The sequence below is a fragment of the Sporolactobacillus laevolacticus DSM 442 genome, assembly GCF_000497245.1.
Taxonomy (GTDB): Bacteria; Bacillota; Bacilli; order Bacillales; family Sporolactobacillaceae; genus Sporolactobacillus; species Sporolactobacillus laevolacticus.
The window spans coordinates 20,024-44,387 of sequence record NZ_AWTC01000011.1; the positions used below are offsets into that span (position 1 = coordinate 20,024).

The 24,364-nt window shown below is 41.1% G+C and carries 24 protein-coding genes; 15 read left to right on the forward strand and 9 right to left on the reverse strand.

The window, feature by feature from the left end; all coding sequences use genetic code 11:
• The first annotated feature begins 277 nt into the window (after positions 1-277).
• Positions 278-1,567 (forward strand): DedA family protein, encoded by a 1,290-nt coding sequence (locus P343_RS30145; protein ID WP_023510580.1) that lies wholly within the window; start codon positions 278-280, stop codon positions 1,565-1,567.
• 69 nt (positions 1,568-1,636) lie between these two features.
• On the opposite strand, the gene P343_RS30150 is transcribed toward P343_RS30145, so the two are convergent.
• Positions 1,637-2,572, reverse strand: a complete 936-nt coding sequence (locus P343_RS30150; RefSeq protein WP_023510581.1) for an aldo/keto reductase — start codon at positions 2,570-2,572, stop codon at positions 1,637-1,639.
• Positions 2,573-2,687: 115 nt separating this feature from the next.
• Here P343_RS30150 and P343_RS36960 point away from each other — a divergent pair, with 115 nt between their 5' ends.
• Positions 2,688-2,870 (forward strand): hypothetical protein, encoded by a 183-nt coding sequence (locus tag P343_RS36960; RefSeq protein ID WP_152525290.1) that lies wholly within the window; start codon positions 2,688-2,690, stop codon positions 2,868-2,870.
• Positions 2,871-2,992: 122 nt separating this feature from the next.
• Complete coding sequence (locus P343_RS30155; protein WP_023510582.1) at positions 2,993-3,805, forward strand: alpha/beta fold hydrolase; 813 nt, start codon at positions 2,993-2,995, stop codon at positions 3,803-3,805.
• 15 nt (positions 3,806-3,820) lie between these two features.
• Here the strand turns inward: P343_RS30155 and P343_RS30160 are convergent, their stop codons facing one another.
• Together P343_RS30160 and P343_RS30165 are read right to left on the reverse strand one after the other, a co-directional pair.
• Positions 3,821-5,578 carry a GGDEF domain-containing protein gene (locus P343_RS30160; protein WP_023510583.1) on the reverse strand — a complete coding sequence of 586 codons (1,758 nt, stop codon included), beginning with the start codon at positions 5,576-5,578 and terminating at the stop codon, positions 3,821-3,823.
• A 219-nt stretch (positions 5,579-5,797) separates the two neighbouring features.
• On the reverse strand, positions 5,798-6,934 hold the full coding sequence (locus P343_RS30165) for a low temperature requirement protein A (protein WP_023510584.1): 1,137 nt from the start codon (positions 6,932-6,934) through the stop codon (positions 5,798-5,800).
• A 286-nt stretch (positions 6,935-7,220) separates the two neighbouring features.
• Here P343_RS30165 and P343_RS37625 point away from each other — a divergent pair, with 286 nt between their 5' ends.
• Positions 7,221-7,355, forward strand: coding sequence for a hypothetical protein (locus P343_RS37625; RefSeq protein ID WP_269077911.1), 135 nt, complete (start codon positions 7,221-7,223; stop codon positions 7,353-7,355).
• Positions 7,356-7,449: 94 nt separating this feature from the next.
• Here P343_RS37625 and P343_RS30170 read toward each other — a convergent pair whose 3' ends face one another.
• Positions 7,450-7,761 (reverse strand): hypothetical protein, encoded by a 312-nt coding sequence (locus P343_RS30170; protein ID WP_023510585.1) that lies wholly within the window; start codon positions 7,759-7,761, stop codon positions 7,450-7,452.
• 161 nt (positions 7,762-7,922) lie between these two features.
• Between P343_RS30170 and P343_RS30175 the strand changes: the two genes are divergently transcribed.
• The 5 genes from P343_RS30175 (at position 7,923) to P343_RS30195 (ending at position 11,664) form a co-directional block, all read left to right on the forward strand.
• The gene (locus tag P343_RS30175) at positions 7,923-8,585 is read left to right on the forward strand and encodes a DUF3885 domain-containing protein (protein WP_023510586.1); all 663 of its coding nucleotides are present in this window, start codon (positions 7,923-7,925) and stop codon (positions 8,583-8,585) included.
• Positions 8,586-8,705: 120 nt separating this feature from the next.
• Positions 8,706-8,783, forward strand: a complete 78-nt coding sequence (locus P343_RS37805) for a putative holin-like toxin (RefSeq protein ID WP_370646115.1) — start codon at positions 8,706-8,708, stop codon at positions 8,781-8,783.
• A gap of 434 nt (positions 8,784-9,217) precedes the next feature.
• Positions 9,218-10,300 carry a serine hydrolase domain-containing protein gene (locus P343_RS30185; RefSeq protein WP_023510588.1) on the forward strand — a complete coding sequence of 361 codons (1,083 nt, stop codon included), beginning with the start codon at positions 9,218-9,220 and terminating at the stop codon, positions 10,298-10,300.
• A gap of 93 nt (positions 10,301-10,393) precedes the next feature.
• Positions 10,394-10,864 (forward strand): MarR family winged helix-turn-helix transcriptional regulator, encoded by a 471-nt coding sequence (locus P343_RS30190; protein WP_023510589.1) that lies wholly within the window; start codon positions 10,394-10,396, stop codon positions 10,862-10,864.
• Positions 10,865-10,914: 50 nt separating this feature from the next.
• On the forward strand, positions 10,915-11,664 hold the full coding sequence (locus P343_RS30195; RefSeq protein WP_201767683.1) for a hypothetical protein: 750 nt from the start codon (positions 10,915-10,917) through the stop codon (positions 11,662-11,664).
• 18 nt (positions 11,665-11,682) lie between these two features.
• On the opposite strand, the gene P343_RS30200 is transcribed toward P343_RS30195, so the two are convergent.
• On the reverse strand, positions 11,683-12,615 hold the full coding sequence (locus P343_RS30200; RefSeq protein WP_023510590.1) for a VanW family protein: 933 nt from the start codon (positions 12,613-12,615) through the stop codon (positions 11,683-11,685).
• Between the two features lie 407 nt (positions 12,616-13,022).
• Between P343_RS30200 and P343_RS30205 the strand changes: the two genes are divergently transcribed.
• The 6 genes from P343_RS30205 to P343_RS30230 all read left to right on the forward strand — a co-directional run bounded on the left by P343_RS30205 (position 13,023) and on the right by P343_RS30230 (position 20,368).
• Positions 13,023-15,326, forward strand: coding sequence for a tetratricopeptide repeat protein (locus P343_RS30205; RefSeq protein ID WP_023510591.1), 2,304 nt, complete (start codon positions 13,023-13,025; stop codon positions 15,324-15,326).
• A gap of 429 nt (positions 15,327-15,755) precedes the next feature.
• Complete coding sequence (locus tag P343_RS30210; RefSeq protein WP_023510592.1) at positions 15,756-16,940, forward strand: GGDEF domain-containing protein; 1,185 nt, start codon at positions 15,756-15,758, stop codon at positions 16,938-16,940.
• Between the two features lie 107 nt (positions 16,941-17,047).
• Positions 17,048-17,236, forward strand: coding sequence for a hypothetical protein (locus P343_RS30215; RefSeq protein ID WP_023510593.1), 189 nt, complete (start codon positions 17,048-17,050; stop codon positions 17,234-17,236).
• A gap of 355 nt (positions 17,237-17,591) precedes the next feature.
• Positions 17,592-18,647 carry an agmatine deiminase family protein gene (locus P343_RS30220; RefSeq protein WP_023510594.1) on the forward strand — a complete coding sequence of 352 codons (1,056 nt, stop codon included), beginning with the start codon at positions 17,592-17,594 and terminating at the stop codon, positions 18,645-18,647.
• Positions 18,644-19,522, forward strand: a complete 879-nt coding sequence (aguB, locus tag P343_RS30225) for an N-carbamoylputrescine amidase (protein WP_023510595.1) — start codon at positions 18,644-18,646, stop codon at positions 19,520-19,522. Before P343_RS30220 ends, aguB begins: the two co-directional genes overlap by 4 nt.
• A gap of 114 nt (positions 19,523-19,636) precedes the next feature.
• Positions 19,637-20,368 (forward strand): AAA family ATPase, encoded by a 732-nt coding sequence (locus P343_RS30230; RefSeq protein ID WP_023510596.1) that lies wholly within the window; start codon positions 19,637-19,639, stop codon positions 20,366-20,368.
• A 31-nt stretch (positions 20,369-20,399) separates the two neighbouring features.
• Here P343_RS30230 and P343_RS30235 read toward each other — a convergent pair whose 3' ends face one another.
• The 4 genes from P343_RS30235 to P343_RS37200 all read right to left on the reverse strand — a co-directional run bounded on the left by P343_RS30235 (position 20,400) and on the right by P343_RS37200 (position 24,198).
• On the reverse strand, positions 20,400-21,002 hold the full coding sequence (locus tag P343_RS30235; RefSeq protein WP_023510597.1) for a response regulator transcription factor: 603 nt from the start codon (positions 21,000-21,002) through the stop codon (positions 20,400-20,402).
• Positions 20,992-22,941, reverse strand: coding sequence for an ATP-binding protein (locus P343_RS30240; protein WP_236620355.1), 1,950 nt, complete (start codon positions 22,939-22,941; stop codon positions 20,992-20,994). Before P343_RS30240 ends, P343_RS30235 begins: the two co-directional genes overlap by 11 nt.
• A 136-nt stretch (positions 22,942-23,077) precedes the next feature.
• Positions 23,078-24,031, reverse strand: coding sequence for a polyprenyl synthetase family protein (locus P343_RS30245; protein ID WP_168371032.1), 954 nt, complete (start codon positions 24,029-24,031; stop codon positions 23,078-23,080).
• Positions 24,028-24,198, reverse strand: a complete 171-nt coding sequence (locus P343_RS37200) for a hypothetical protein (RefSeq protein WP_023510600.1) — start codon at positions 24,196-24,198, stop codon at positions 24,028-24,030. The genes P343_RS30245 and P343_RS37200 overlap by 4 nt, the downstream gene beginning before the upstream one ends.
• Positions 24,199-24,364 lie beyond the last annotated feature (166 nt).

Sequence of the window (24,364 nt, forward strand, 5' to 3'; positions counted from 1 at the left end):
ACTTGCTTTTCCGCTCCTCACGTATTACAGAGGATCTTCGACTAACGACACTTACGTCCTGTGAGTAACGTCGAAGTCACTACATCCTGTAGAAGTACGCTCTGGTGCTCAAAGCTGCGTTTCCTTGACCTTCTTGGTCCTTTTTGTCCTCCTTTTCGAACAGACTCTTATAGATTACTTTGTCACGTTGAAATTGTTTCGAAGATGTTTATCTAAACCGACAATTGGGAAATAACGTGAAGATTAAAAAGCTGTTGCTATTGCGGAGGAACCTGAAATGAGTGGGTTAATTCAATTGCTTCACGACTATAGTTACATCACTCTTTTTTTGGCGTTAATGCTTGAACTGATTTGTATCCCTATTCCCAACGAAGCGCTTTTAAGCTATGTGGGAATCTTAGCGTTTCATGGGAAGATAAACCTTGTTCTGTCTTTGTTAACAGCAGGTACCGGAGGAATTCTAGGCGCCACAATCTCCTATTGGATCGGCTATAAGCTTGGTGCGCCTTTTTTTCATAAGTTTGGCCGTTATATTCACATGGGGCCTGAAAAAATGGAGCGAATATCAAGATGGTATGGGAAATATGGGAAGGTGCTTTTAGTCTTCTCGTTCTTCATTCCCGGCATCAGGCATCTTGCAAGCATTATTTCCGGGGTAATCCGTCTGCCATTCCGCTCCTTCTGCATCTTTTCTTATATTGGTGTATTTCTCTGGACCAGTACCTTTATCTTGCTTGGTTATGTATTAGGCCCGGAATGGGACAAGTATCAGGGAGAAATAAAAAAATGGCTCGTCTTAGCCAGCATTTTCCTTGTTCTTGCTGGACTGTGTTATCTTGTCATAAAAACGAACCGACGGTATATCAAGGAGTCACTTCTGCTCCTTTTCCAGTCCATCTTTAAGCGGTACAAAAGTTTTTTGAAAATCAAATTTTTTATTTTCTTAATTCTTGCTTCCTTTATTTCACTCGTTACATTAATGTTCGGAATGATACAGGATTTCGTTAGCAATGAATTCGATCCTTTTGACAAGATTTCCAGATCGATTGTTTTCTTTCTTTTCAATTCTCGGTGGCAATCAACGATGAATCATGTCTATGGTTTGTCTTCATGGACGGTGCTGAGTGTTGTTCTTGTTTTTACAGCGGTAACAATTCTGATCAACAACAAGAATAAATGGCTTGAACTGCTGTTCTTAGCCCTGACATTAACGGGAGGTTTTCTTTTTACAAACGGTGTTCGCTGGTTGTTACATTTTATGCTGACCGGCAGCTATGTAAGTGCTAATTTTCCCGATGAGCAATCGATGATGGTTCTTATTTGTTATGGCTATTTTGTGATGATGTTAGTACGCCATCAGACAAATTATTTGATCAGCATGATTGAGTTCCTCGTGTTCGTGAGCCTGTTGCTCGGTTATTCGATTAGCGGGATCAGTATTTTCAACATTAATCCTAGTGACTTATTTGCAGGGTACGTGTTTGGGGCGGTTTGGGTTAGCGGGTTACTTCTCTCACTTGAACTCTTTCGTTTTCTATCAATAATTAAGGAAAATTACAGTAGTTAAAATCGTGCACAGAAAAAAAACAAGACCGGATCGCAAATCCGGTCTTGTTTCTATCTATTTAGAGATTAATCACGGAAGCTTGTTACCAGCTGCCTGGTAGATGTCGTACCATTCCTGGCGGGTAAGCGTAACATCCGCACCTTTGGCTGATTCGACTACGCGCGACACATTCGTGGTGCCAAGGATGACTTGCATTTCCGCTGGGTGGCGAAGAATCCAAGCCACAGCAATGGCATTGTTGCTTACGCCGTACTTCGCAGCGATTTCATCGATTTTCTTATTTAGTTCAGGAAACTTCGGATTGTCTAGAAAGACGCCTTCGAAAAAGCCGTATTGGAACGGGGACCATGCTTGAATTGTCACATCATTGAGACGGCAATAGTCCAGAATGCTGCTGTCACGTACGGTTGCACCGTCAACCGTCATATTAACATTGATTCCTGCATCAACCATACCTGTTGCCATGATGCTGAATTGCAGCTGGTTGATTTCAAGCGGTTGGCGTACTGTTTTCTTCAGCAGCTCAATTTGATATGGATTCTGGTTGCTGACACCGAAGTGCAGCACTTTGCCTTCCGAATACAATTCATCGAATGCTTCTGCTACTTCTTCAGGTTCTACTAAAGCGTCAGGCCTGTGAAGAAGCAGGTAGTCGAGATGATCGGTTTGCAGGCGTTTCAGGCTGGCATTGACGGTCTCAAGCAGGTGCTCCTTTGAGAAATCAAAAGCCTTGTTTCCGTTAACTTCTCCGCGTACAATGCCGCATTTTGACTGCAGCGTGATTTTGTCACGAAGCCCAGGTTGTTTTGCCAGCACTTTGCCGAACAATGCTTCACAAGCTCCATTACTGTACACATCTGCATGATCAAAAAAAGTGACCCCATTTTCAAGATCGGTTTTGATCAATCGGTCTACCTCTTCCTCAGACATGTCAGTGATACGCATACAACCTTGAACAACAGCAGACCCTAATTTCTTCTCTGGACCAATTGCGATTTGCTTCAAGATGAATCCCTCCATTGAAAATTGTCGGGTGGTAAGCCCTTCCATATTTATCATAGAACGAATGAACAGTTTTTTTAAGCGATACAGTTTGAAGAAAAAAGATTTTTTGAGATCAATGCGTAGCTTACTTCTCGTTAATCTGAAGAGAAACTGCAAACATCATGACGACCGAATTATTTGCTGTGACGATCGGATTATTTCGATCGACGACCGGATTACCGTTAATAACGACCGGATTAAAGCTAACGACGACCGAATTACACTAAATAACGACCGGATTAGCCACTCAGCACGCTAAAAAAAGAAAGAGATTGCTCTGTGCGACAGGCTTAACAGTGCATAAAGAAGAGGTTTTGGAACAAAATAGAAATCTAAGTAAAGGTTTGCAACCATGAACATCACACGGGGGATTACGACGCCATGCCATACGTTAATACACCAAAAGGGATCCAATTGTATTATGAAAGTTACGGAACGGGAAGACCGATCATCTTCATTCACCCTCCATTAATGGGACATGTGGTTTTTCGTTATCAAAAGGTTTTATCCGAACATGCCCAGGTTATTTTATACGACCAAAGGGGGCATGGAAAAAGTGGGTATCACCCTTCTCTTTCTCTTGATCAAGTAATCACAGATCATGTCGATGATCTAAGAGCCCTCATTCAAGGACTTCACCTAAATCAGCCGATTCTTGTTGGTTACTCAAGTGCTGGCCTTATTGCGCTTGCTTATGCGTTATCGTTCACCGATCAAACTGGCGGTCTTATTCTGTCAGGAGGGTTTCCATGTGTCGCTTCACAGATTCTGTTCATGGAATTTCAGTTGGGTATCTTTATGATGAAAACGAATGGCCAAAATGTCTTAAGCAACCTACTAGCTAAGAGCCATAATATCACTAAAGAAGATAAACTGACATTATCCCAATATGGCCGGAAAGCAAATGCTCATGCGGTGTTGGATTTGTACAAAGCAGGGCTTAAAGCGGACTATTCGAAACAATTGCCGCAATTGAATCAGCTGCCTATGTGGATTCTTTACGGGACATGGGACAAATTTATCAGCAAGCATAAAAAATATTTTGATCCTCTAACCAAGACCGAAATCATTTATATCGATAAAGCGTTTCACCAAATTCCAATGCACCAGTATGAACAGTTTAATCAGGTCATTCAACGCTTTTTGTCCATGATTGATCAAAAGGTTGAGAAAATGTATCCGGAACATGGGTGATCAGTCAATAATCATTTACATCTCAATCAATAAATAGTTGCTCTCCTTCTGACGTTTTGATTTCTTTTTTAATCTCGCCAGCTTTTCCGTCAGTTCAATCATATTTGTACCATTAAGGCATTGACTGTAAATACCGGCAATAGAAACAGAAACAATAGAAAACTTCTCGGTGATGCCTAAGCGATTTTCGGCAATAATATAACCTTTTTCTAAATCTTGCGGTGAATAATGATGCAGCACTTTTCGCTGAAATTCATTGCTGACTTGCTCACAGTAGTAGTGCAGATCTTCTGAGTTCAAAATGGCGACAAAATCATCGCCGCCGACATGTCCGACAAACTGGCCGAGGGGGAGATACGAAACGAGAATGTCTGCCAATAGCTTTATAACCCGATCTCCATTCTCAAAACCGTAGACATCATTGTATTCTTTGAAATGATTAATATCCAAATAGAGGATGCCGAATGTCTTTTTTTCTAGAAGATACTGCTTCATCTTCTGTTCAATCACAAGATTACCCGGCAGGCCGGTCAATGGATTCTCATATTTTGCTTTGATGACTTCGATTTCAGTTGTTTTTTGGAGAAGATCTTTAATCGTTACCGTACCCAAATATTTGTCATTCTTTGTCACCACGATGAAATCATACAACTTCTCCTGAGCGCGAGACATCGCGATCTTAGAGACTTCATTAATAGGCATCCGGTAATCTACCGAGATGAAATCCGAATCCATAAGCTGGGCGATCGGCTGATGCTGATAGAGGCTGAATCCATATCGACCGCTTATATTCAATGTGACATGCAGTTTGGTCACAATGCCCTTAACGCGGCCATCTTTGACGACACAGAAGCCAATTGAGTCCGGATCTGCTTTCAATTTATCGAGGACACGCTCCACCCTCATGCCCATTGATATCGTCTCAGTCGGCGTGCAAATATTTGCTATGTAGCTGTTCGCACTTGGATTGCCAAATACATTATGCTTGCTTTTATGAAAGTCGGTTATGATTTTCTTGATTCCGTCATCGATTTCATGTAATTGCTCTGCTGGTTTTCGGAGAAAGTAGCCTTGTGCAAATGGCACACCAAGATCCATCAGGCAGTGCAATTCCGATTGCGTTTCTACCCCTTCAGCAATCAGAAAAATATTAGAAATACGGCAGAATTCAGCCAATCCTTTGACTAAAGCGAAATTCAGTTTACCAAGATCGATTCCCTGAATGAGGCGCCGGTCCAGCTTAATATAATGCGGTTGCGTGTCGGTAATTAAGTTCAACCCGGAGTACATCGCGCCCGCGTCATCGATCGCAATTCGGAAACCATTCGATTTAAAATGAAGAATTGTATTTTTGAAACGTTCCATATCTGTAACGGAATCTCGCTCAGTGATTTCAAAGACGATTTGATTCGGTTTAATCCCAAATTGTTCCAAGTACTGCCTTGTAAAATAAAAACTGAATTGATCATTTTTCATAATATTAGGATTGATGTTCAGAAATAAGTGATGATTTTTGGAAAAGCTGCTTTGCTCACGAATTGTGTGCAAAGCAGTAGAACGGCATAAATCATCGAGATCCCAAATACGATTGTATGCGAGAGCCGTCTGAAACAGTTGCTCCGGATTGGACAGCAGTGAAGGACAAGTGACCCTGCTCAAAGCTTCAAAACCATGAATTTCTCCGTCACGCAATGAAACAATCGGCTGAAATACGGTTTTGATCTGACGCTCGCCGATAATCTTATCCAACTCATTGACTGCTGTATTGTTCATAGGCTGTTGTACCTGAACTTTCCCAGTATTTTCTAAATGAATTATAACTTAGCGGGAAACAGATACGTTGAGGATAAAGGTAAAGATTTTGTAAATTCTTTCTTTTGAAGAGAAGCAGTGGCATCGAGGGTAGTGCCGAGTGTGTGATCTGTGGAAAATGAAAGGATCATCTCGAACAATCACCGCATTAAAAAAAGATAAGCTCACTTATTCGCGAGTTTATCTTTTTATTTGTGAAGCTTGCAGAACGATTCGCCACCAGTACACAGCTAGTAAAACCAAGATAAACGTTAGCGTTCCTAAAAAAATCAATGAATGATTTCTAAACAAAATGCTCACGACAACCCATATCACATTCAATACTGAAATTGCAGTGAATTCATTAATCGTAAGCCGTGTATTCTTTTTCGGATAAGCAGCCAATAGCGCTAACAATGAGTAAACGAAGATCATTGCACTTATATCAAACATGATGACAAAGAAAATCGTGTTTAGTTCGTGTAGAATGAACAGTTCCAGTAGTGCTGTCATCAGGTTAATCCCGACAAAAATAAAATAATGTAGATGAATCAGAACCAGCCCGGCAGTACTTGTTCTCCGGTTAATTCCGAATTCATAGTTAATTATATAAATAGCAAACAGCAATGCAATGACTATAAAATAGAGTACACTCTCTACCTTTAAATGATGGATGTTAACGGTTTGTGCAATGGCAATCACTGCTTCGCCAAATAATAACAATGTGAATAGAGAATAGCGTTCGGTCAAATGATCAAATTGTGTTGAAAAATTTGTCAGTGTCTGTTTCATGAACAGCGGCAGAAAAGCGACGGCAAAGATTGACACGGCATAAATGGTGAATCGGATCGAATAGGATCCTAAGCCGGGAAATACAGTCACAAATCCGAGCAAACCAGCCAATGTCAGTAATACAGAGAGGTGTAAAGTAAGTTTTCTGACCTCTGCCGCATTCGAACGTTTCATCTGAAGAAAATACTGAAAAGCGATACTTAATAATAGAACCGAAGTTGATCCTGCAAACGCAAAATGGGTGGATTCAAAATCCTCATTAATCGACTGTGACAGAACAACGACCCAAAACATATCAAAGATTAAAAACAAAGCGTTGCTGAGATTCTCTTTCATAAAACGATTGGCATACACTGTCTGATATGTCCAGATGGTCCAGAAAACCAGCATCATCATCAGGTACTCAGCCAAGTTAATGATAGGGATGGTATGATTGCTGACCAGATGTAGCACTTCGGTCATTCGGCTGATCGCATAGGCGAAGATCAAATCATAAAACAATTCAAAAGTGCTGACTTCTTTTTTCCCAATGAGTTTTTCTGTCACGATTTAACCTCCAATTCGGTTGCATTGTTTGAGCGTTCACCTCTTTTAATTTTAATTGATAAAATCTAATTATCCTATGCAAAAGGGAAGATGAATTTCATTGCGAACATATGATCTGATCTTGTATACTCTTATTATGGCAATCCGGCATATGAGCGGATGGCAGTGACACCTTCGGATTGGAGGTACTGCCAATGACAGTGTACCAAGCATTAATGCTCAATTTCATTTGCGGGGCTCGTTATAGCAATACTGTCGTTCAAAGAAAGAAAATGATCCGCCTCATATGCCATCGCAGTGGCTGAAGTGGATCATTTTTCAAATTCGATTTACTTATCATGCATGTTGTCCGCTCATTGCGGATGTTGCCATGCTTGCCATCAGTGTTACCAGCATTGATGGCTTTATTAGTGTACGCTAACAGTCAACCTTTTACTCTATTATATAGTGCACTCGGTCAAATGGAAAGAAAGAGATTGTTGTAGATCAAGGTGTAATCAAACGGTGAATCAACATCAGCGAAACAAATAAAAAGCGATCAACACAAACAGCAGCCAATATGGGAACCAAATCACCGCATACAGTGCAATTGCTAATGCCGCTTTCCGGTCAGTGGGTCTTTGTCTGGCAAAACGGGACATGAAAGACATATAGATCACAGCGGCCAAAATGGCAACAAAAAAGAATCCTTTAGAGACCGTGTCCACAGAAATATTCAAAATCGTTGCTGCCCTGTAAGGCTGAAAGATCATGAATGTCAGCACAAACAATAGAAAACCATAGAGACAGCTGAACAGATTAAGTTTCAACAAAGATTTTCGGTGCATGGACATTGCTCCCTCACGGTCGGTATGTTTGATTTCTTTCCAATCGCATCTAATATTATACTTGAAAAAGTTGCGGAAAATCGTAAGCTCTTTATTCAAGCTTTTGCGAGCATATGTATCATTAATGTAGATAAAATAAAACAACAGAAGAGGGTGCGGAAATGCACTTTAATGATTATATGCGCGAAACCTTCCCAAACTTTACACTGAGACCGCCTTTGTTTTATCGATGGAAAGTTGGTATCCGATTTGAATTAGGTGTGAACTATACCATTGAAGATGCTTATGAGAATAGTCGCTATTTACAAGGAGTTTATCGTAGAGCAATAACTTTATTTAAGGCATTGCATGAGAAAAATGATGATCTATATATCATAGTTGATGCAGACAGGTATTCAAGAAGACAAATGCTTGGGTGTAAATTGAAAGTCTTTTCACGGTATGTGAAGGAAAAATCCGTTTTGTATCGGTTAAACCATAAAACAATCCCTTATATTTTCCCAGAAGATGATGAGGAGGGAACATATAAAACACATAGATTTATTCTAAAATGTAAAACATCTGATTTCAAATACATTTCATTGTTAAAAGCAATCTGTAACCAGAATATGGGTATACGGCCAAGCATTTTTCATCGAGTGTATTTCATAAACATCAACAGAAAAACGATCCTTCATGTCTATGATGACCGGGGCTGTGATATAATCGCTGCCTCTCCAGAGACCATTAGAGAAGTTTATAACAAATACAATGATTGGCTATTAGATTACGATAGAGCTCAAATTGACCGGGTGTTTAAAAATGGATATGAGAATCCGGATTGATGACTCAGGCGTTTACCACGAAAGTACAAAGTGATTCTACTAATCTGTTATAATTTGGATAGGTGATAAATGAAGTATATGAGCGGATCGGTGACACCCTGAAGATTGGGGGTGGCGCTTATGACAACATTTCAAGTACTGACACTCATGATATCTTTCGGAATGTTGGTGCTGATGCTGTCAAGAAACAAAAAGTGATCCGTCTCATATCCTCGTACAGGCTAAGACGGATCATTTCAAAATGATTTAGTTAAAGCATTGATTTCGCTATATGCGGATATTGCCTGACTCAAGCCGTCCGATATGATTGCCGTCACATCGGGCGGTTCTATTTTACGCTCTTACTATCTTTATTATACACAATGAATGGAAAAACAAAAATAGGGTATGCCTTTTGACGATCATCAGGATGAATCTGCTGTTGATTATTGCCACCAATGTAATTGATTTCGCGGTTTCCTGTTATCTGGAAGGCGGAACAACCTATGAGAAGAACATTTTTACAGACTGTATTTCAGGACGATTGAGCCCTATCGATAACTTTAGATATCTGCTCCTTCAAAAGAATAACTGGTTTAGATTAAAAAAATAAAGTAAAAAGCAAATGGGAATAAATCCCGATAGGAGTCAATATGAACACACAATACCAAAAAATAGCTGACAACTTTTACCAGAACCATGATTTTTCCGGTACCTGCCTTGTGAAAAAAGGTGATGAGGTTCTTTTTTCGGGTGCCTATGGATTTGCGCATCGCGGGTTTCAAGTGCTCAATCGATTGGATACGAAATTTGATACGGCATCGGTAACCAAGGTGTTTACGGCGACTGCCGTTTTGATGCTTGTGGAGCAAGGGGCGCTGAATCTTGATGATAAAATCACTGAAGTGATCGATCTTGAAGGGACAGAGATTCCGACTGATGTAACGATTGAGCATTTGTTGACACATACGTCCGGTATTGCCGATGACGCCGATGAAGAAGCGGGCGAGAATTATGCGGATTTGTTTGTAGACAAGCCTAATTATTCAATTCGTAATACTGCTGATTTGCTTCCTCAATTTGTCCATAAAAAGCCTCTATTCAAAGCAGGGACGAATGTGCGCTACAACAATTGTGCCTTTGTTTTGCTGGGGCTAGCAATCGAGAAATTGTCCGGCATGGACTATCGCAAGTTCGTTATTGAAAACATTGTCAAACCTTGCGAACTGAACAACACACGATTCTGCACTATGGACGAAGTAAATGGGAACACTGCGGAAGGATACACAGCCATCGAAGATGAAGATGGCCATATTACAGGATGGAAAAAGAATATCTACTCGTATCCTCCGATTGGGGCCCCGGACGGTGGTATTTATTCCACGGTAGAGGATCTTGATAAATTTTTGCGCTCACTAAAAGCTGGTAAACTCTTATCTCCAAAATATACAGAAGTGCTGTTTCAGCCGCATTGTTCATTCGCAAAGCCGTTCACAAGGTGGAAGCCTGAACTGAATGCGACAATCACTATGGGATACGGCTTTGAGTTTGTCGCCTTTGATCAGAAGATTTTTTGTGTACGCAAGGATGGTATGAACGACGGCGTGGCAGCAATGCTCTCTTATTACCCGGAAACGGATGTCTCGATCGTGATTTTGAGCAATCAGGACTGTAATATTTGGGAAATGCACCGGCAAATGCAAACTGTTTTATATGACACGATCTATCTAAATTAAATTGCAAATGTAGGATAAAGTTTGACATTACCTAAATAGGTAATGTATTATCCAAATAGGTAATACATTACTTTTATGGTGTGGGGAATAAGTGTGAATAAACTAGATGTGATGTCTGATCAGCAATTTTTATTTGGTTTTATTTTTGTCGCAGCAAACCGAATTGATACGCTGCTTCAGCGGGAATTCAAAGCATTTGATGTGACCACGAAGCAATGGTTTTTGTCCATTGTCATCGACAATTTGTTTGATGAGCCCCCGACAATTAAAGAGGCGGCAAAAGCAATGGGCAGCTCCCATCAAAATGTGAAACAAATTGCTTTGAAGCTGGAGCAGAAGGGACTATTGATCCTAGAAAAAGATAAAAATGATGCACGTGTGACGAGGCTCAAACTGACGGAACGCAGCTTTGATTTCTGGGGAAAGCTGAGAGAAGAAGGAAGTGAATTTACACAAGCATTGTTCAAAAATGTGAGTAAAGAGGACCTGAGTACTGCAAGAAAAGTGATGCAAAAGGTAATGACGAACATGAATGCGATGGATCAGGAGGAGCAAGAACAATGACGAAAACAGATTAAAAATTCATCTTTTTCACCATTCCAATTGTTATACTGATGACGATCTCTAGTTGCATCGGCATTTTCTACCCAAGCCTTTACTTAAAAGAGACAACCGACTGGCTGTCTCAAACGATTGGGCAAGATCTTTCAAATCTGTTTGTTGTGGTTCCTGCATTAATTTTGTCGGCTTTTTTCGCATCGAGAGGCAGCAGGGCAGGAATTATGATCTGGATCGGCGTGATGATCACCAACATCTACTCTTTTGTGATTTATACGTTTGCTGTTCATTTCAACTTTTTGTTCCACGTTTATTGCGCCATTCTTGGTTTGTCGATTTACTCTGTCCTCTATTTTTTCAAACAGTATGGAAATATTGATTTCAAACGCTGGTTCACGGATAAGGTGGCCGTAAAATCTGTAGGTATATTACTAATCGTGATCGCCGCCTTGTTTGCATTACTGTGGCTGTCGGATTCACTACCCGCTGTATTAAGAAATACGGTTCCTGAGAACCTTGTGAAGGATGGACTGCTGACGAATCCGGTTCATGTGCTGGATTTCTCGTTTTATTTGCCGCTGATGGTTCTTTCCGCGATCATGTTGATGAAAAAACAATCACTCGGCTATCTTTTAGCGCCAATGATGCTCGTTTTCGCAATCATGACGGTAATCAACATCATTTCTTTGATGGCTGTTTCCATGATGTATCTCGCTTCTAATACATGGCCGATGATCGGAGTTTTTTCAATATTAGTGTTGGTTTGCCTTGGTTTTTTGTGGCGAATGCTTATTAGATTGAGATAACAAATAAAAGAGCGCCTTTTACGGTACGCTTGAACGAATATCTTCATCTTTCTTGATCTCCTTCGGCAAATGGGTTGAAGCATTAGGGATTTTACGCGGCGCGACGTTGATCATATCGGAAGAATAAATGGCGAAAGCGATGCTGCCCCCATATTTATGAGCGCGAATCAGAATTGGCTGGTTATAGGTGTTCTTGAAACGAAAATCGGGTCCGTACCAGCTGACGGTGGCATCGCGCCCGGAAGGGACATAGGCAACGCGCCTGCTGTGGGAATAACGTTCCACAATCTTCAGTCCTGCACGATCGGCCGCGTTAAATAATGTGGAGGATACTTGGCAGACGCCACCGCCTACACCTTCGGAAAATTCTCCGCGGACAATAATTGGTGCAGAGCGATAGCCTTTTTCCTTGGTTCTCATCCCAACCGTTTGATTAAAAGAAAAAGTTTCATTTGGGAAGACAACGTGACTGTCGAGCGCTTTCGCGGCCAAATCAATGTTATGCGCGCGGCTCTTATTTCCTGAATTAAAAAAAGTGACATATTGGCTGATTTTTTGTTCGCGGATGTTGGCAAGCAGCTCGCCGTCAACTTTAGGATAAACATCAATTAAAGGCACCTGTACTTTAGCAGGACCATGACCAAAATAATAGCGATAAAAGCGGTCTTTAAACACGCTCCGATAAAGCTTGTGCCCTGTCTTTCCGGGTACGATAGCGCCTTGTTCATCAATTCTGGCGTTAACCGGTGCCTGAAATACCTGGCGATCAAGCTTATTGATCAACTGATTATATTTTTCTTGATTCATCATTTGCGCCAAAGGATATGTATAATCCGACCGATTGACCTCGACAATGGTTTGGCCATGCTGCGTGATCGTCAGATCGTCTGAAACTGTGGCTGTTTGTGGTTGGGTCAGTAGCAGAATTCCTGCTAACATCAGTAGTCGCATCGTTTATGTGCACCTCCCGATGTTAGTATGAGCGGAATTTCCCTCTCTAAACTCTTTTAATAAAATTACCACTTCTGCAAAATATAATTTGAACCAAACGAAATAAAATTGATCATCCGCTCTTAAGCAGACCGCATTCGTGTGGTCTGTTTTTTAACAATAATATGGCCAATTAATATTTGAAATCAATCATAAGATGGGACATGTAGAGGGGGCTTTAAGTAGGATAGTGTTTACATGAATTACCAATTAAAATGGAGATATCCAAGAACTCAGAAAATTTTTTCGTCTTGATTAATCGTTAATGCCCAGGTACATAGTATTGCAAGGAAAAAGTTAACTCCAAAAATGAGAGACCATATCATTCGCGGAAGTCTGTTAAATTGTTATGATGAGGGAGAGACAGTATGGAGAATTTAGTGAGCCCTATTTTAGTGGATTTAGTAAGTGGTGAAGATGATTCAAAACTGATTCTTGATCTGCAGTTTGCTGAAGAATTGGCCAACCGAAAGCTGAGGCGCCACCGCGTGATCAGCGTTCAATTCTATCAGGAGCCAGGCAAGCGTCCTTTGCGTGTTCAGGATCATGCAGAAAGTACTGAATTTCAAAATGAAGTTGGGGAACTGGATTATGCCATACCGCTGCGAAAGGATAAAATGACGCTTGCTATTCCTTACACTGTTTTTCCACAATTTAAGTACGGTGATTTAGTTTCCGCAAGGGTTAGTCTGGAAGACACCGTGACCGGAGAAGTGCTCAGCCATGAGTTGCTGAACTTTTTTGCGACACAGACCGGAAAGTTGGATTTCTTCTCTAATCAGTACATGCTTACCTATTTGAAAAGCGACCTTCCGGCTGAAGTACGCCTAGAAAAGATGACATACTGGATGGATAAGAATGAAGATAATGCCAAGGTTCTTAGCATGAGCATCGAGTTTCTCAAAGAACTTGCAGAGGCTGGATCTCAAGATGCGGTGAAGAAGCTTTGCGACATATATGGTAATGAACGCTATTCCGTGTCGGACAAAAATGAGGCAGAAAAATGGGCGTCACGTCTTGAACAAAAAGTAGCTCAGCGGCCTGCTGTCCCAATGGAACAAAAAGAATCCTCGGAAGAAGATCTGCCGAAACAAATTACGAATGAAGCTGCATTAAAAAAATGTGAACAGTTAGCAAAGGATGGAAGCGCGGAAGCCAGGTGGCTGATCTACGCATATAGCTGTTCTCCGGAAGGGACCTCCTACAGTAGAACTCAGGCGTTCTCTTACCTAAGATTAGCGGCGGAAGACGGCTTGGAAAGAGCGGTCCGTGCACTGGCGAATGCATGTGAGAAGAGTTTTGTCTTTATTTCTAAAGAACAAGTGGCAGAATACATAGCCATTCTGAAGAAGGCTTCAGAGAAAAAGCAGCCGCTCGCGGACTACCTGCTTTTCCAGATCTATAATAGTGGTACATGTCTTGGTCAGCCAATCCCGGGAAATAAAAAAATCGCATATTCAATGCTGCTCGCGGCGGCAGAAAACGGCAGTATGGAAGCATCGTATGATCTGTGGAATTATTATGAACATGGAAACGAGTTTTTGATGGAGCGGGAAGACGCACTGAAATGGCTTATTGTTGCGGCGGACAAAGGTTTGGCAGCAGCGGAGTCACGTCTTGGAGATCTGTACATCGATGGAAAATATGTTGAGAAGAACAATCAAAAGGGTCTTTCCTATTTGAACAAGGCTGCAGAAAAGAATAACTGGGATGCTCAAATGAAGCAATATGAAGCCTATTATGAAGGACGTTACAAGGATATTCTATTCGAGAAAAACAAAGAAAAGGCATTTCACTTGCTTAGATCATTCGCAAACTCCGGAAATCCCAAAGCGTGTATCCTGATCATGGACAAATATGAACATGGAAATGAAATGGTCATGGAACACAAACAAGCGGTGTACTATCTGAAAGTAGCCGCAAAAAATGGATATGCGCAGGCTATGTACCAATTGGCCAATGTGCTTCTGGATGGTGTTTATTTGCCACAGGATCTTGGCGAAGCGAAGCGTTTGCTTAACTCGGCAGCCGTGAACGGTTATCCTGATGCCCAGTTTGCCCTGTATCATTATTACCGAAGTGGATACAAAACATTGAAAAATAAGCGGGTTAACCAGGAGCGTGCGCTTCAGTGGCTGTATAAAGCCGCAGGGACACTCCCATCTGCGCAATATGAAATTTGGCTGCTCTGCCAAGAGAAAGAGCAAACGGATTTGGATCTTACCGACCAGGCTGCTCTTGATTATCTGTTCCGCAGTGCCTCGCAAAAATTCGGTCCCGCGCTATACAGAGTTGGAATGGCTTTTGGAAGCGGTGTTGAAGTAGAAAAGAATCCGGAACGTGGCTTGTCATTAATTGAAGAAGCCGCCTCGATGCATCATCCAGAAGCGATCTATGAACTGTCACAAATCCGAATGAGCGGAACATTTGGCGGTGTGGAGGTCACCAAGGATGAAAGCGAGGGACTGCATCCTCTGATCTTGTCAGCAGAACTCGGCTATCCTACGGCATGTAAACAAATCGGTGAATGGTTCGCAAAGGGCTTGTTACCCGATGAATCAGAAGCATGGATAAAGCAGACAGTAGATATAGCAGTGAACGCAGGTCTAACGGTGAAAATGGAGAGTTCACCACAATCTGACATGGAGGCGGCAATAGTAGCTGAGAAATAACAAGATTCAAGCGAATGAATTGAATAAGCATCGAAAATTCGGGTTCCCAGGGGGGACCTGTTTTTTATTGTTGGAAAGTGGGGAACGACCGGATTGTTTTCAGTAACGACCGGAATATTTGAAATAACGATCGGATTATCAACGTTAACGACCGAATTGTTATGAGCGACGACCGGAATATCATGAGTAACGACCGAATTCCGTATTTGCATCTGTTAAAAGTAAAACGGCTGCATTTTGCATTCAAAAAGAGAGGACAACATAGGACTAAAGAACTGTTTTCTTTGTTTAATAAACAACTGATTTTTACCGATGTATATGTGGTGTGTGCTTTTTATCACCAAAATTCTGCAATTTATATAATAAGTGGACGATTTTTGATAAAATGAATGCACAATCTTGCTTTTTAACGGATGAGGATGATGAGTCGTGAATGTGCTGCTGGATGTGAAAATGTTTCTATCTTTCCTTGTGACCGGGAATTTAGTCACGGTTATGCTGATTGGTGCCTATTTGTGGCACCACAAAGATGATGATACATTAAATACTTTTTTTTACGCAAAATGTATTCAGACCATCGCTTGGATTATTGCGATCTTTCGCGGCGGGCCATTTGATTTCGCGGCAGTATCACTAGCTAATAGTGTTCTGTTTATTGGCTATTCCATAGAATCCATTGCATTGCTGAAGCTGCTGCGTTATTACACGAAATCGATTCGAACTCTTTATCTGTGGATTACAATTTTGAACATTCTCGGCTTTCATCTCATTCTTTTCTTTAATAATCAGTTTAATTACAGAGTTGCCTTCGCTTCAATAGGCATTGTCGCGCTGCTTGTTGTTCCGGTATTACGAATGATTCGCGGAAAACACCTGTCTCTTCTGATGCGCTTGATGGGCTATCTGTATCTTTTCATCATTCTCATTCTATTGATTCGAGCGCTCGTCGCTTTACTGATTAATCATTCATCGGAACCAGGACCGATCACTGTGCTACTTGCCTATGGATTTGTTTTTATTACAATCAATCTTACGATGATCTTAGGTGGTACAGGCTTTATCTTGCTCCTTAAAGAGATGACAGACAAGGAACTTGTGCGTCTGGCAAATTATGATGATTTAACAAAGACATTGAATCGCCGGGCATTTTTTGAACAAACGAAGCAATGTCTCGATCAGTATGCGAAAAAAAAGGTAAAGGTGTCTTTCCTGCTTTTCGATGTTGACCGTTTTAAATGTATCAATGATACGCACGGGCATGATATAGGCGATCGGGTACTCCGTGATCTTTCCAAGCGCATCTATCGCCAGATTGGACCGGACAATTTGTTCAGCCGGTTTGGTGGCGATGAATTTGCAATATTAATGCCGGGCTTGGATGAGGAGCAATCCACAGCATCTGCTGAACGGATCAGGGCGGAAATTGCCGGCGCAGAAATTCATCTTCCAGACAAACCTTTGAACTATACCATCAGTATCGGACTTCTGACGCTTTTGCCTGACCGGTATACAGATATAGAAAATTTGTATATTTCCTGTGACAACGCACTGTATGGCGCAAAAAAAAGTGGTAAAAACAGTGTTTACCGCGGACAGTATCAGGATGAATATTGACGGTGTCTAGATGTTTTGCTCCAAAATGAAAAAATGACGGCTTGATGCATGAAAGGTAATTGAACTCCCGATACTATTTGTAAAAAGATGGTAGAAGGAGTTTTTTCATGTATTTGATCTTAGGAAAGTTAGATCTGGGGGCAAAAGGAATTTGGTATCCAATCTCTCTTGTTGTCATTCTGATCCTGTTTATCTTGTTCATGAAAAAAAGGGAGTTAACCTGGAGACAGATCTATACAACTTTCGGCGTGGTCTGTGCTGTCACGTGGATCGTGGATATGATTGTATCAATTTAATGCCTACATACCCATGCTGTTCCATAAACTGCATAATCCACGCTTGCATGAACGCTCCACGCCTTCGCCAACAACTTTGTAATCGAATGAATCGATCTGTTCAACACTATACCCGACAACCATTTAGTACATTCCGAAGATCTATGGAGAGTAAGAGATGGACAACCTCTTTCAGGTACAAAGAGAATCCTTTTTTGTTTTACCGTTTTTATAATATAATTATTAAGAAGATCGTAAAAAAACAGCTGGATAGAAGTGGACAACCTTTCACAAAAACACGGGACTTCACGACTTCCGCTCAATAAGTGCAGCAGCCATAACTTGTACAAGTAAGACAAAGATTGTGAGGTATCCGATGAATCCTAGAGAATTGAACTATAAAATGCCTGCGGAATGGCAGAACCATGAGCGTACATTTATATCATGGCCGATCCGCAATTCTATGTGTTTTCCGGAGGATTATGAACGTGTTTGTCGTGGCTATGCAAGCTTCGTTCATGCCATCACGGAATTTGAGCCGGTGACGGTACTTGTCAATTCAGGTGAACAGTCAACCGTTCAAGCATTCATCAATCCGATAAACCATCCGGTTGAAATCATATCCATTCCGCACAATGATTCTTGGATACGAGATAACGGACCAACTTTTCTTCAGGATTCTCAAGGCCATTTGGCAGGCATCAACTGGCGATTTAATGCTTGGGGTGAGAAATATGAACCTTGGGACCTTGATGACGCGGTAGCACCAGCTATCCTAGACAAACTGCAGATTCGCCGCTTTGATGCGCCTCTAGTGATGGAAGGCGGCTCTTTTCATGTGGATGGAGAAGGAAGCCTGATCACAACGGAGCAATGCTTGCTCAACCCAAACCGGAATCCGGAGATGGATCGCGTACAAATTGAAGAGAAACTTAAGCAGTATTTAAATATAGAAAAAGTGATTTGGCTGAAGAAAGGATTGTCAGGCGATGAGACGGATGGTCATGTAGACAATATCGCATGCTTTGCCGCACCCGGAAAGGTCATCATCCAAGTGTGTGACGATCCGGATGATGAGAATGCCCAAATCACTCAGGAAAATATCAGGCGTTTAGAAAATGCAGTTGACGCATCAGGACGAAAGCTTGAGATTATTCGCATTCCTCAACCTCCAAAACGTGATCATCATGGTGATCGGCTGACGCTGAGCTATTTGAACTTTTATTTTGTGAATCACGGCATTATCTTGCCTGTATTTGGGGGAGACGCGGAAGAAACGGACAAGCAGGCATCAGCTATTCTTGCCGAGATTTTTCCCGATCGGACGATCCGTACCGTTGATGGAATGGCAATTATTCGCGAAGGCGGCAATGTGCATTGTTCTACGCAGCAAATGCCGGCTATGGAAAAAGAAAAGGAGATCACATCATGAGAAAAGTTAAAGTCGCGGCAACGCAAATGAGCTGTACATGGGTAATCGATGAGAATCTCCGCAAAGCAGAAGCCCTTGTTCGTAAAGCGGCGTCTCAAGGGGCGCAAGTGATTCTTCTTCAGGAGTTATTCGAAACACCGTATTTTTGCCAAAAAGAGAAAACGGACTATTACGCTCTGGCAAAATCAGTTGAAGAAAACCAGGCGATCGCACATTTCAAGAAGATTGCCCGTGAGCTTGGCGTCGTGCTCCCGCTCAGTTTTTATGAACGGAAAAACAATGCCCTATACAATGCTTTGGCGATGATTGATGCAGATGGAACTGTGCTGGGCACATACAGGAAAAGTCATATTCCGGATGGTCCGGGTTATGAAGAAAAATTTTATTTTAACCCGGGGGATACCGGATTTAAAGTGTGGGACACCCGCTATGGTAAATTCGGCGTCGGTATCTGCTGGGATCAATGGTTTCCAGAATCGGCTAGATGCATGACTCTGATGGGAGCGGAACTGCTTTTCTATCCGACTGCTATTGGTTCAGAGCCCTATGACGCTACTATTGATTCAAAAGAGCACTGGCAGACCTGTATGCTTGGACATGCAGCATCTAATCTCATCCCAGTTATTGCTTCGAACCGAATCGGCACCGAAGCGGATGAAGATTCTCAGATTACCTTTTACGGATCTTCATTTATCGCCGGCCCGCAGGGGAACAAGATCTGTGAGGCGGATCGAACAAGTGAAACAACGTTAGTTGCAGAATTTGATCTTGATCAGCTTCAGGAGCAACGTTTTGAATGGGGCATTTTCCGTGATCGTCGTCCTGAACTTTATCGTATCCTGACGTCCAATGACGGGGATCGTATGAACTTCTAATAAGATCGGCGAACTATATTTGGAATGCTAATTATAGATCGGTGATAATCATGGCAAAATCAAAGAACGTCAGGAAGAGTGAAATCGCGCTTTGTTCGGGGAAGGGATTTTAAAATGGCTAAAAATCTTTTTATCCGGGGATTTCGTATCGACCATGCTGCACCAGCATACTCTGAAAGCTATCTGTCAAAAATTCCGGTATTGCGTCATTTGGATACGTTTGAGTTTCGTAAGAAAGTAACTTTTTTCGTTGGAGAGAATGGGACAGGAAAATCTACAATCTTGGAGGCATTAGCTGTAAGTAGCGGCTATAATCCCGAGGGCGGCTCGAAAAATTTCAATTTTGCTACGAGTGACACACATTCGAATTTGTATAGAGCGATGCGTGTTGTAAAAGGTATTGACCGTCCGAGAGATGTTTTTTTTCTGAGAGCGGAAAGTTTCTATAATCTTGCATCAAATATTGATGAGATTGGCGATCCATTGTTTTTAGAGCAGTATGGTGGGCGTTCTCTTCATGAACAATCGCATGGCGAGAGCTTTCTTTCATTGATGTTGCATCGTTTCCGCGGAAACGGACTCTATATTTTGGATGAACCTGAGGCAGCTTTGTCCCCTTCTAAATTAATGACGATGCTGGCGAGAATGCATGAATTGGTGAATCAACACTCGCAATTTATCATTGCTACGCATTCTCCCATGCTGATGGCCTACCCGAATGCGGATATTTATGTATTAGCAGAAGGAGCATTAAAGAAGACGCTCTATGAAGATACGGAGCATTATATAGTGACACGCCATTTTCTAGAAGATCCAAAAAAAATGCTGCATTATCTGCTGGATTAATCGTTCATAGCGTTAAACAAGGACTGCGGAGCTAAACGCTCAGCAGTCCCTTTTTGATAGCGTTAACAACGGCGCCAACTCTGGAATCGGCGCCTAATTTTTGCATGATGGATGAGATGTGGTATTCGACTGTTCTTTTGCTGATCGACAGCTTTTCGCTAATTTCGGTGGTCGTCATGTCTGCGGCGATCAACTTCAGGATGTCACGTTCTCTGGGCGTTAATGATTCACTTGGAATGTCAGGATGAAGATTTGGAAATACTTTTTCACCTTGACACACTTGCCTGATCACACTTGCCAGTTTCATGTTCGACTCTTCTTTTGTGACATAGGCATCTGCGCCAGCCAGCCTGGCCGCCTCTATATATTCATCAAAAGTGTAACCGGAGAGAATGACGATTTTCAGATAGGCTCGTGTTTTTTTGATACGCCTTGTCAGATCAATCCCGTTGGTATTTTTAAGCCGAACATCCAGAACGAGAACATCGGGAGGATCTGACTGAATGATTTGTTCAAGATTTATAGGATCGGACAATGCGTTCATCACATGGAAATCTGCTTCCTTTTCAAGTAATTCTTTTAACCCCATGAGCATGAGTAGGTGATCGTCCACTAAAATGATGTTAATTGTCACGTTCTTCATTCCAATCCAAAGGCAATGTGATGTGAATCTTTGTGCCTCTCCCAAGTGCTGAATGAATCTCAAGCAAGCCACTCAGCTGATCTACGCGTCTTTGAATGGTGGTTAAGCCGATATGATCGGAAAGCGTTTGATTTTGAGTGCTTGAAATGTCAAATCCCTTCCCCTTATCACTTACTTTAATAATTAAAAAGTGATCAATGCATTTCAAAGAGACGGTGATTACAGGAGACGCCGAATGTTTGATGGCATTGTGGAGCAGTTCTTTGATGATACGGAAAGCAGCAATTGAAAGTGTTTTGGAAATCATTTTCAGATTTAGCTGGTAGTTTGTATCGATAATCACATTATAGTTCGTCTGAAGTCTTCTTTTAAGCGACTGAACACTTTGTTCAAGTCCTAAGTCTTCTACCATAAATGGATGCAGCTCACGTGATTTTTCACGGATATCATAGATTCCATTCATCAGAAATTCTTTGATCTCACGATAGGCAAGGCTATCTATTTGTTGATTCTCATGAAGATTATCGATTTTGTTTTCCAATAGTATAACATTTTGAAGCACTTCATCGTGCAAGAAGATAGACAAATTTCGACTTTTTTCATCAATTGCATTCATTAAGACACGATTAAACTGTTCATGTGAATAGGATTGGGTCCGCGTTTCTTTTAATTCCCTGCCCATCGTTGCTAACTTTTCTGAACTCATCAGTAATTCAAGCGCATTAGACCGAATCCGTTCAAGCAATAAATGTTCTACTTTCCCTAACGTTGTTCCATTGATTTTCTGACCGATTAAGATCCATCCTCTATTGGTATTTTTATCATCTAACGTTAGAACGGTCAGCTTTTCATGCGTTTCTCCTGTATCAGAATGGCTATTATTCATAAATTGATGTGCCAGATCATTATTTGAAAAGATGCCGGTTTGATAATAGATTTTTGGAATTTGATTTTGTTTCCAAATCAGGCAGACTCCGTTAATATGGATCGTCTGATGAATGAGTTCTACAATCAGCTTCGCGCAGGTTGTTAGATGCTGCCCATTGAGTACCTTTTGGAGAATATGTTCTTTTTCTTGGTTGATTTCCCTTGTTTTATCGATTAATGGGCGATGAATTAAATAATCAAACAGTTTGCTAGAAAAGTAGTGAAAAAAAAGAATGGCGATCATCAACAGATTGATCGTGAAAAATGCACTTAGTTCGCGATGGAAAAACAAAAAAAACAATCCGTTGGCTAATGCCAGTGAAAGAAGCAGAGAACCGAGTTTGATTAAAAGCGGAAGCAAACGTAATTTCACATCAATAATCTCCTGACGTGTTAGCAAATAGCTAAGCGAGATTGGAAAGATAATGATGCTGATTAAACTGTAATAAAAAGGAACAAAATTTGCCAGGCCAAACAAAATATAGGGAAGCATACTCAAGGCTAGTACAGGCAAAAATGAAAAAATAAGACTTAAGATTAATATGGTTAACTGGTTTTTAACTTTCGATGAGTTTGACCGAAGCAATAGGAAAAGGAGCATAATATAGGAAATGAGAGACAGGAAAATAAAAAGAATCATGATCCAGCGGAACAATCCGGCAAAGGGATTGTTAATTGTATGAAAATTCATAATTGATAGGGCGTAGAGTGCGATAATGAAGACGGTGGCGCATTCTAAATAAATATAAAGTTGTTGGAATAGCTTGGGTTTGGTCGTTGACGGAAAGTAAAGAAAAAAGTGAAAAAGGAAAAACGGAGTGATCAGCACTGAAATGATTTCAATGGGCCGTGCAAGCACATTGTTGAGACCTGATGGGATGGCAGAGCTGATAGCCATCCCAGTAACAAACATGAGATAGAAATAGCGTCTAGTGATGATGGAACGCGGTTGCATGACATAGCAATAGATACCGTTGCCGACAAAACAAAAGCCGATCGCCATAATAATCAAATATTGATGCAGCTTTGGAACCGGATCTGGAAAACTGCTGAAATCTGATTGATTGAGAAATTCGTAAACAAAATAACTATTTATTAAGAGAAAAAATAAAAAAAATAGAGCGGTGGAATATCTGGGTTTAATGATAACCATCTCCAAGAAAATTGATCAAGTTAAATAAGGCGGTCTTCTTTTTGCTTGTTTGTTGATACTCTTTTAACATTTTGATCGCTTTATTTAAATAGACTTTTGAGAGAATCGTGCAGTAATCGATTGCGCCTGATTTCTGGATGTATTCTCGAATCATCTTGAGTTTGCCTTGATCCTTGATTGAATGGACAGATCTCATTTGATTAAGTAGCCAGTTCCCATCCTTCGATTGGCTGGCTTCCATCGCTTTAATCAGTGGCAGTGTCGCTTTGTTTTCGATTATATCATTCTTTGTATCATTAAAAATGTCATTTATGTCATTTCTAATCTGACCGGAATTACCAATCAATGTTGCGACTTGATCCCAAAAGAGGTAGTCTTCCTGTTGATTCAATTGAAAAACAAGCCTGGTCAGTGACACTGACTTTAGGCTGATCAGGTTGAAATAGTCTTCCTCATTTGGCATGTGTTCCGGACGAAACGTAAAAGATAAATCCAGCACTTGGCCACGAGCGGCCCTACGCAATTGATTCATTACCGATGGAAGTGCATGTTTGTTGTACTGGTCGATTAAGTGAAGGCTTTCCATCAATAGAACACTAGATAAAGTGACTGCCTGCGATTGAGATAACTTTGTCAGAATGTCACCATTAGGATCCTGATCCGTTAAATCATCCAAAATATCTGTCGCCAAAATCAGCCCTTCAACTGCCGCAGAACAAGCGATCCGTGCAGTTTCTCGGTCAGATCCATCATCAAAAATCGAGGATACATAATAGTTGAATTCGGCCCATGTGAATACCGCGTCATCATTAAAAATCTTCCCTTTTAGCATCAAAAGAGAAGAAATGTGTTTCATTGTTTCATGGTTGAGATCACACTGATGTAAATATGCTTTAATAAATTGTCTGATTTTTTCTCTGACGAGATCACGTTTTGTCATGCCCATTGGATAGCTGAAATGTTCCCCTTTTTCTCTTTACCAATCGTTTCTTCAAGAACTGAGTAAACATCCGAGTCTAGACCAGCTCCTGCAACTGCCAATTCCGTTGAATTAATTTGAATACCGCCTGCAAATTCCTGGACAATTTCCCACAACTTTTGATTCATTTCTTTCCCTCCTTCAAATTTTAATTCAATATACCTATTTCAACATATTCAGACAAAATTCCTTTTAAAAAATAAAAGAAATATTTTTTATTTTCGCTTTGCGGAAAATACGGATTTCAAAAATGAATGGGTAGAGTATATTACCAATTAGGGGAGTAATAATGAA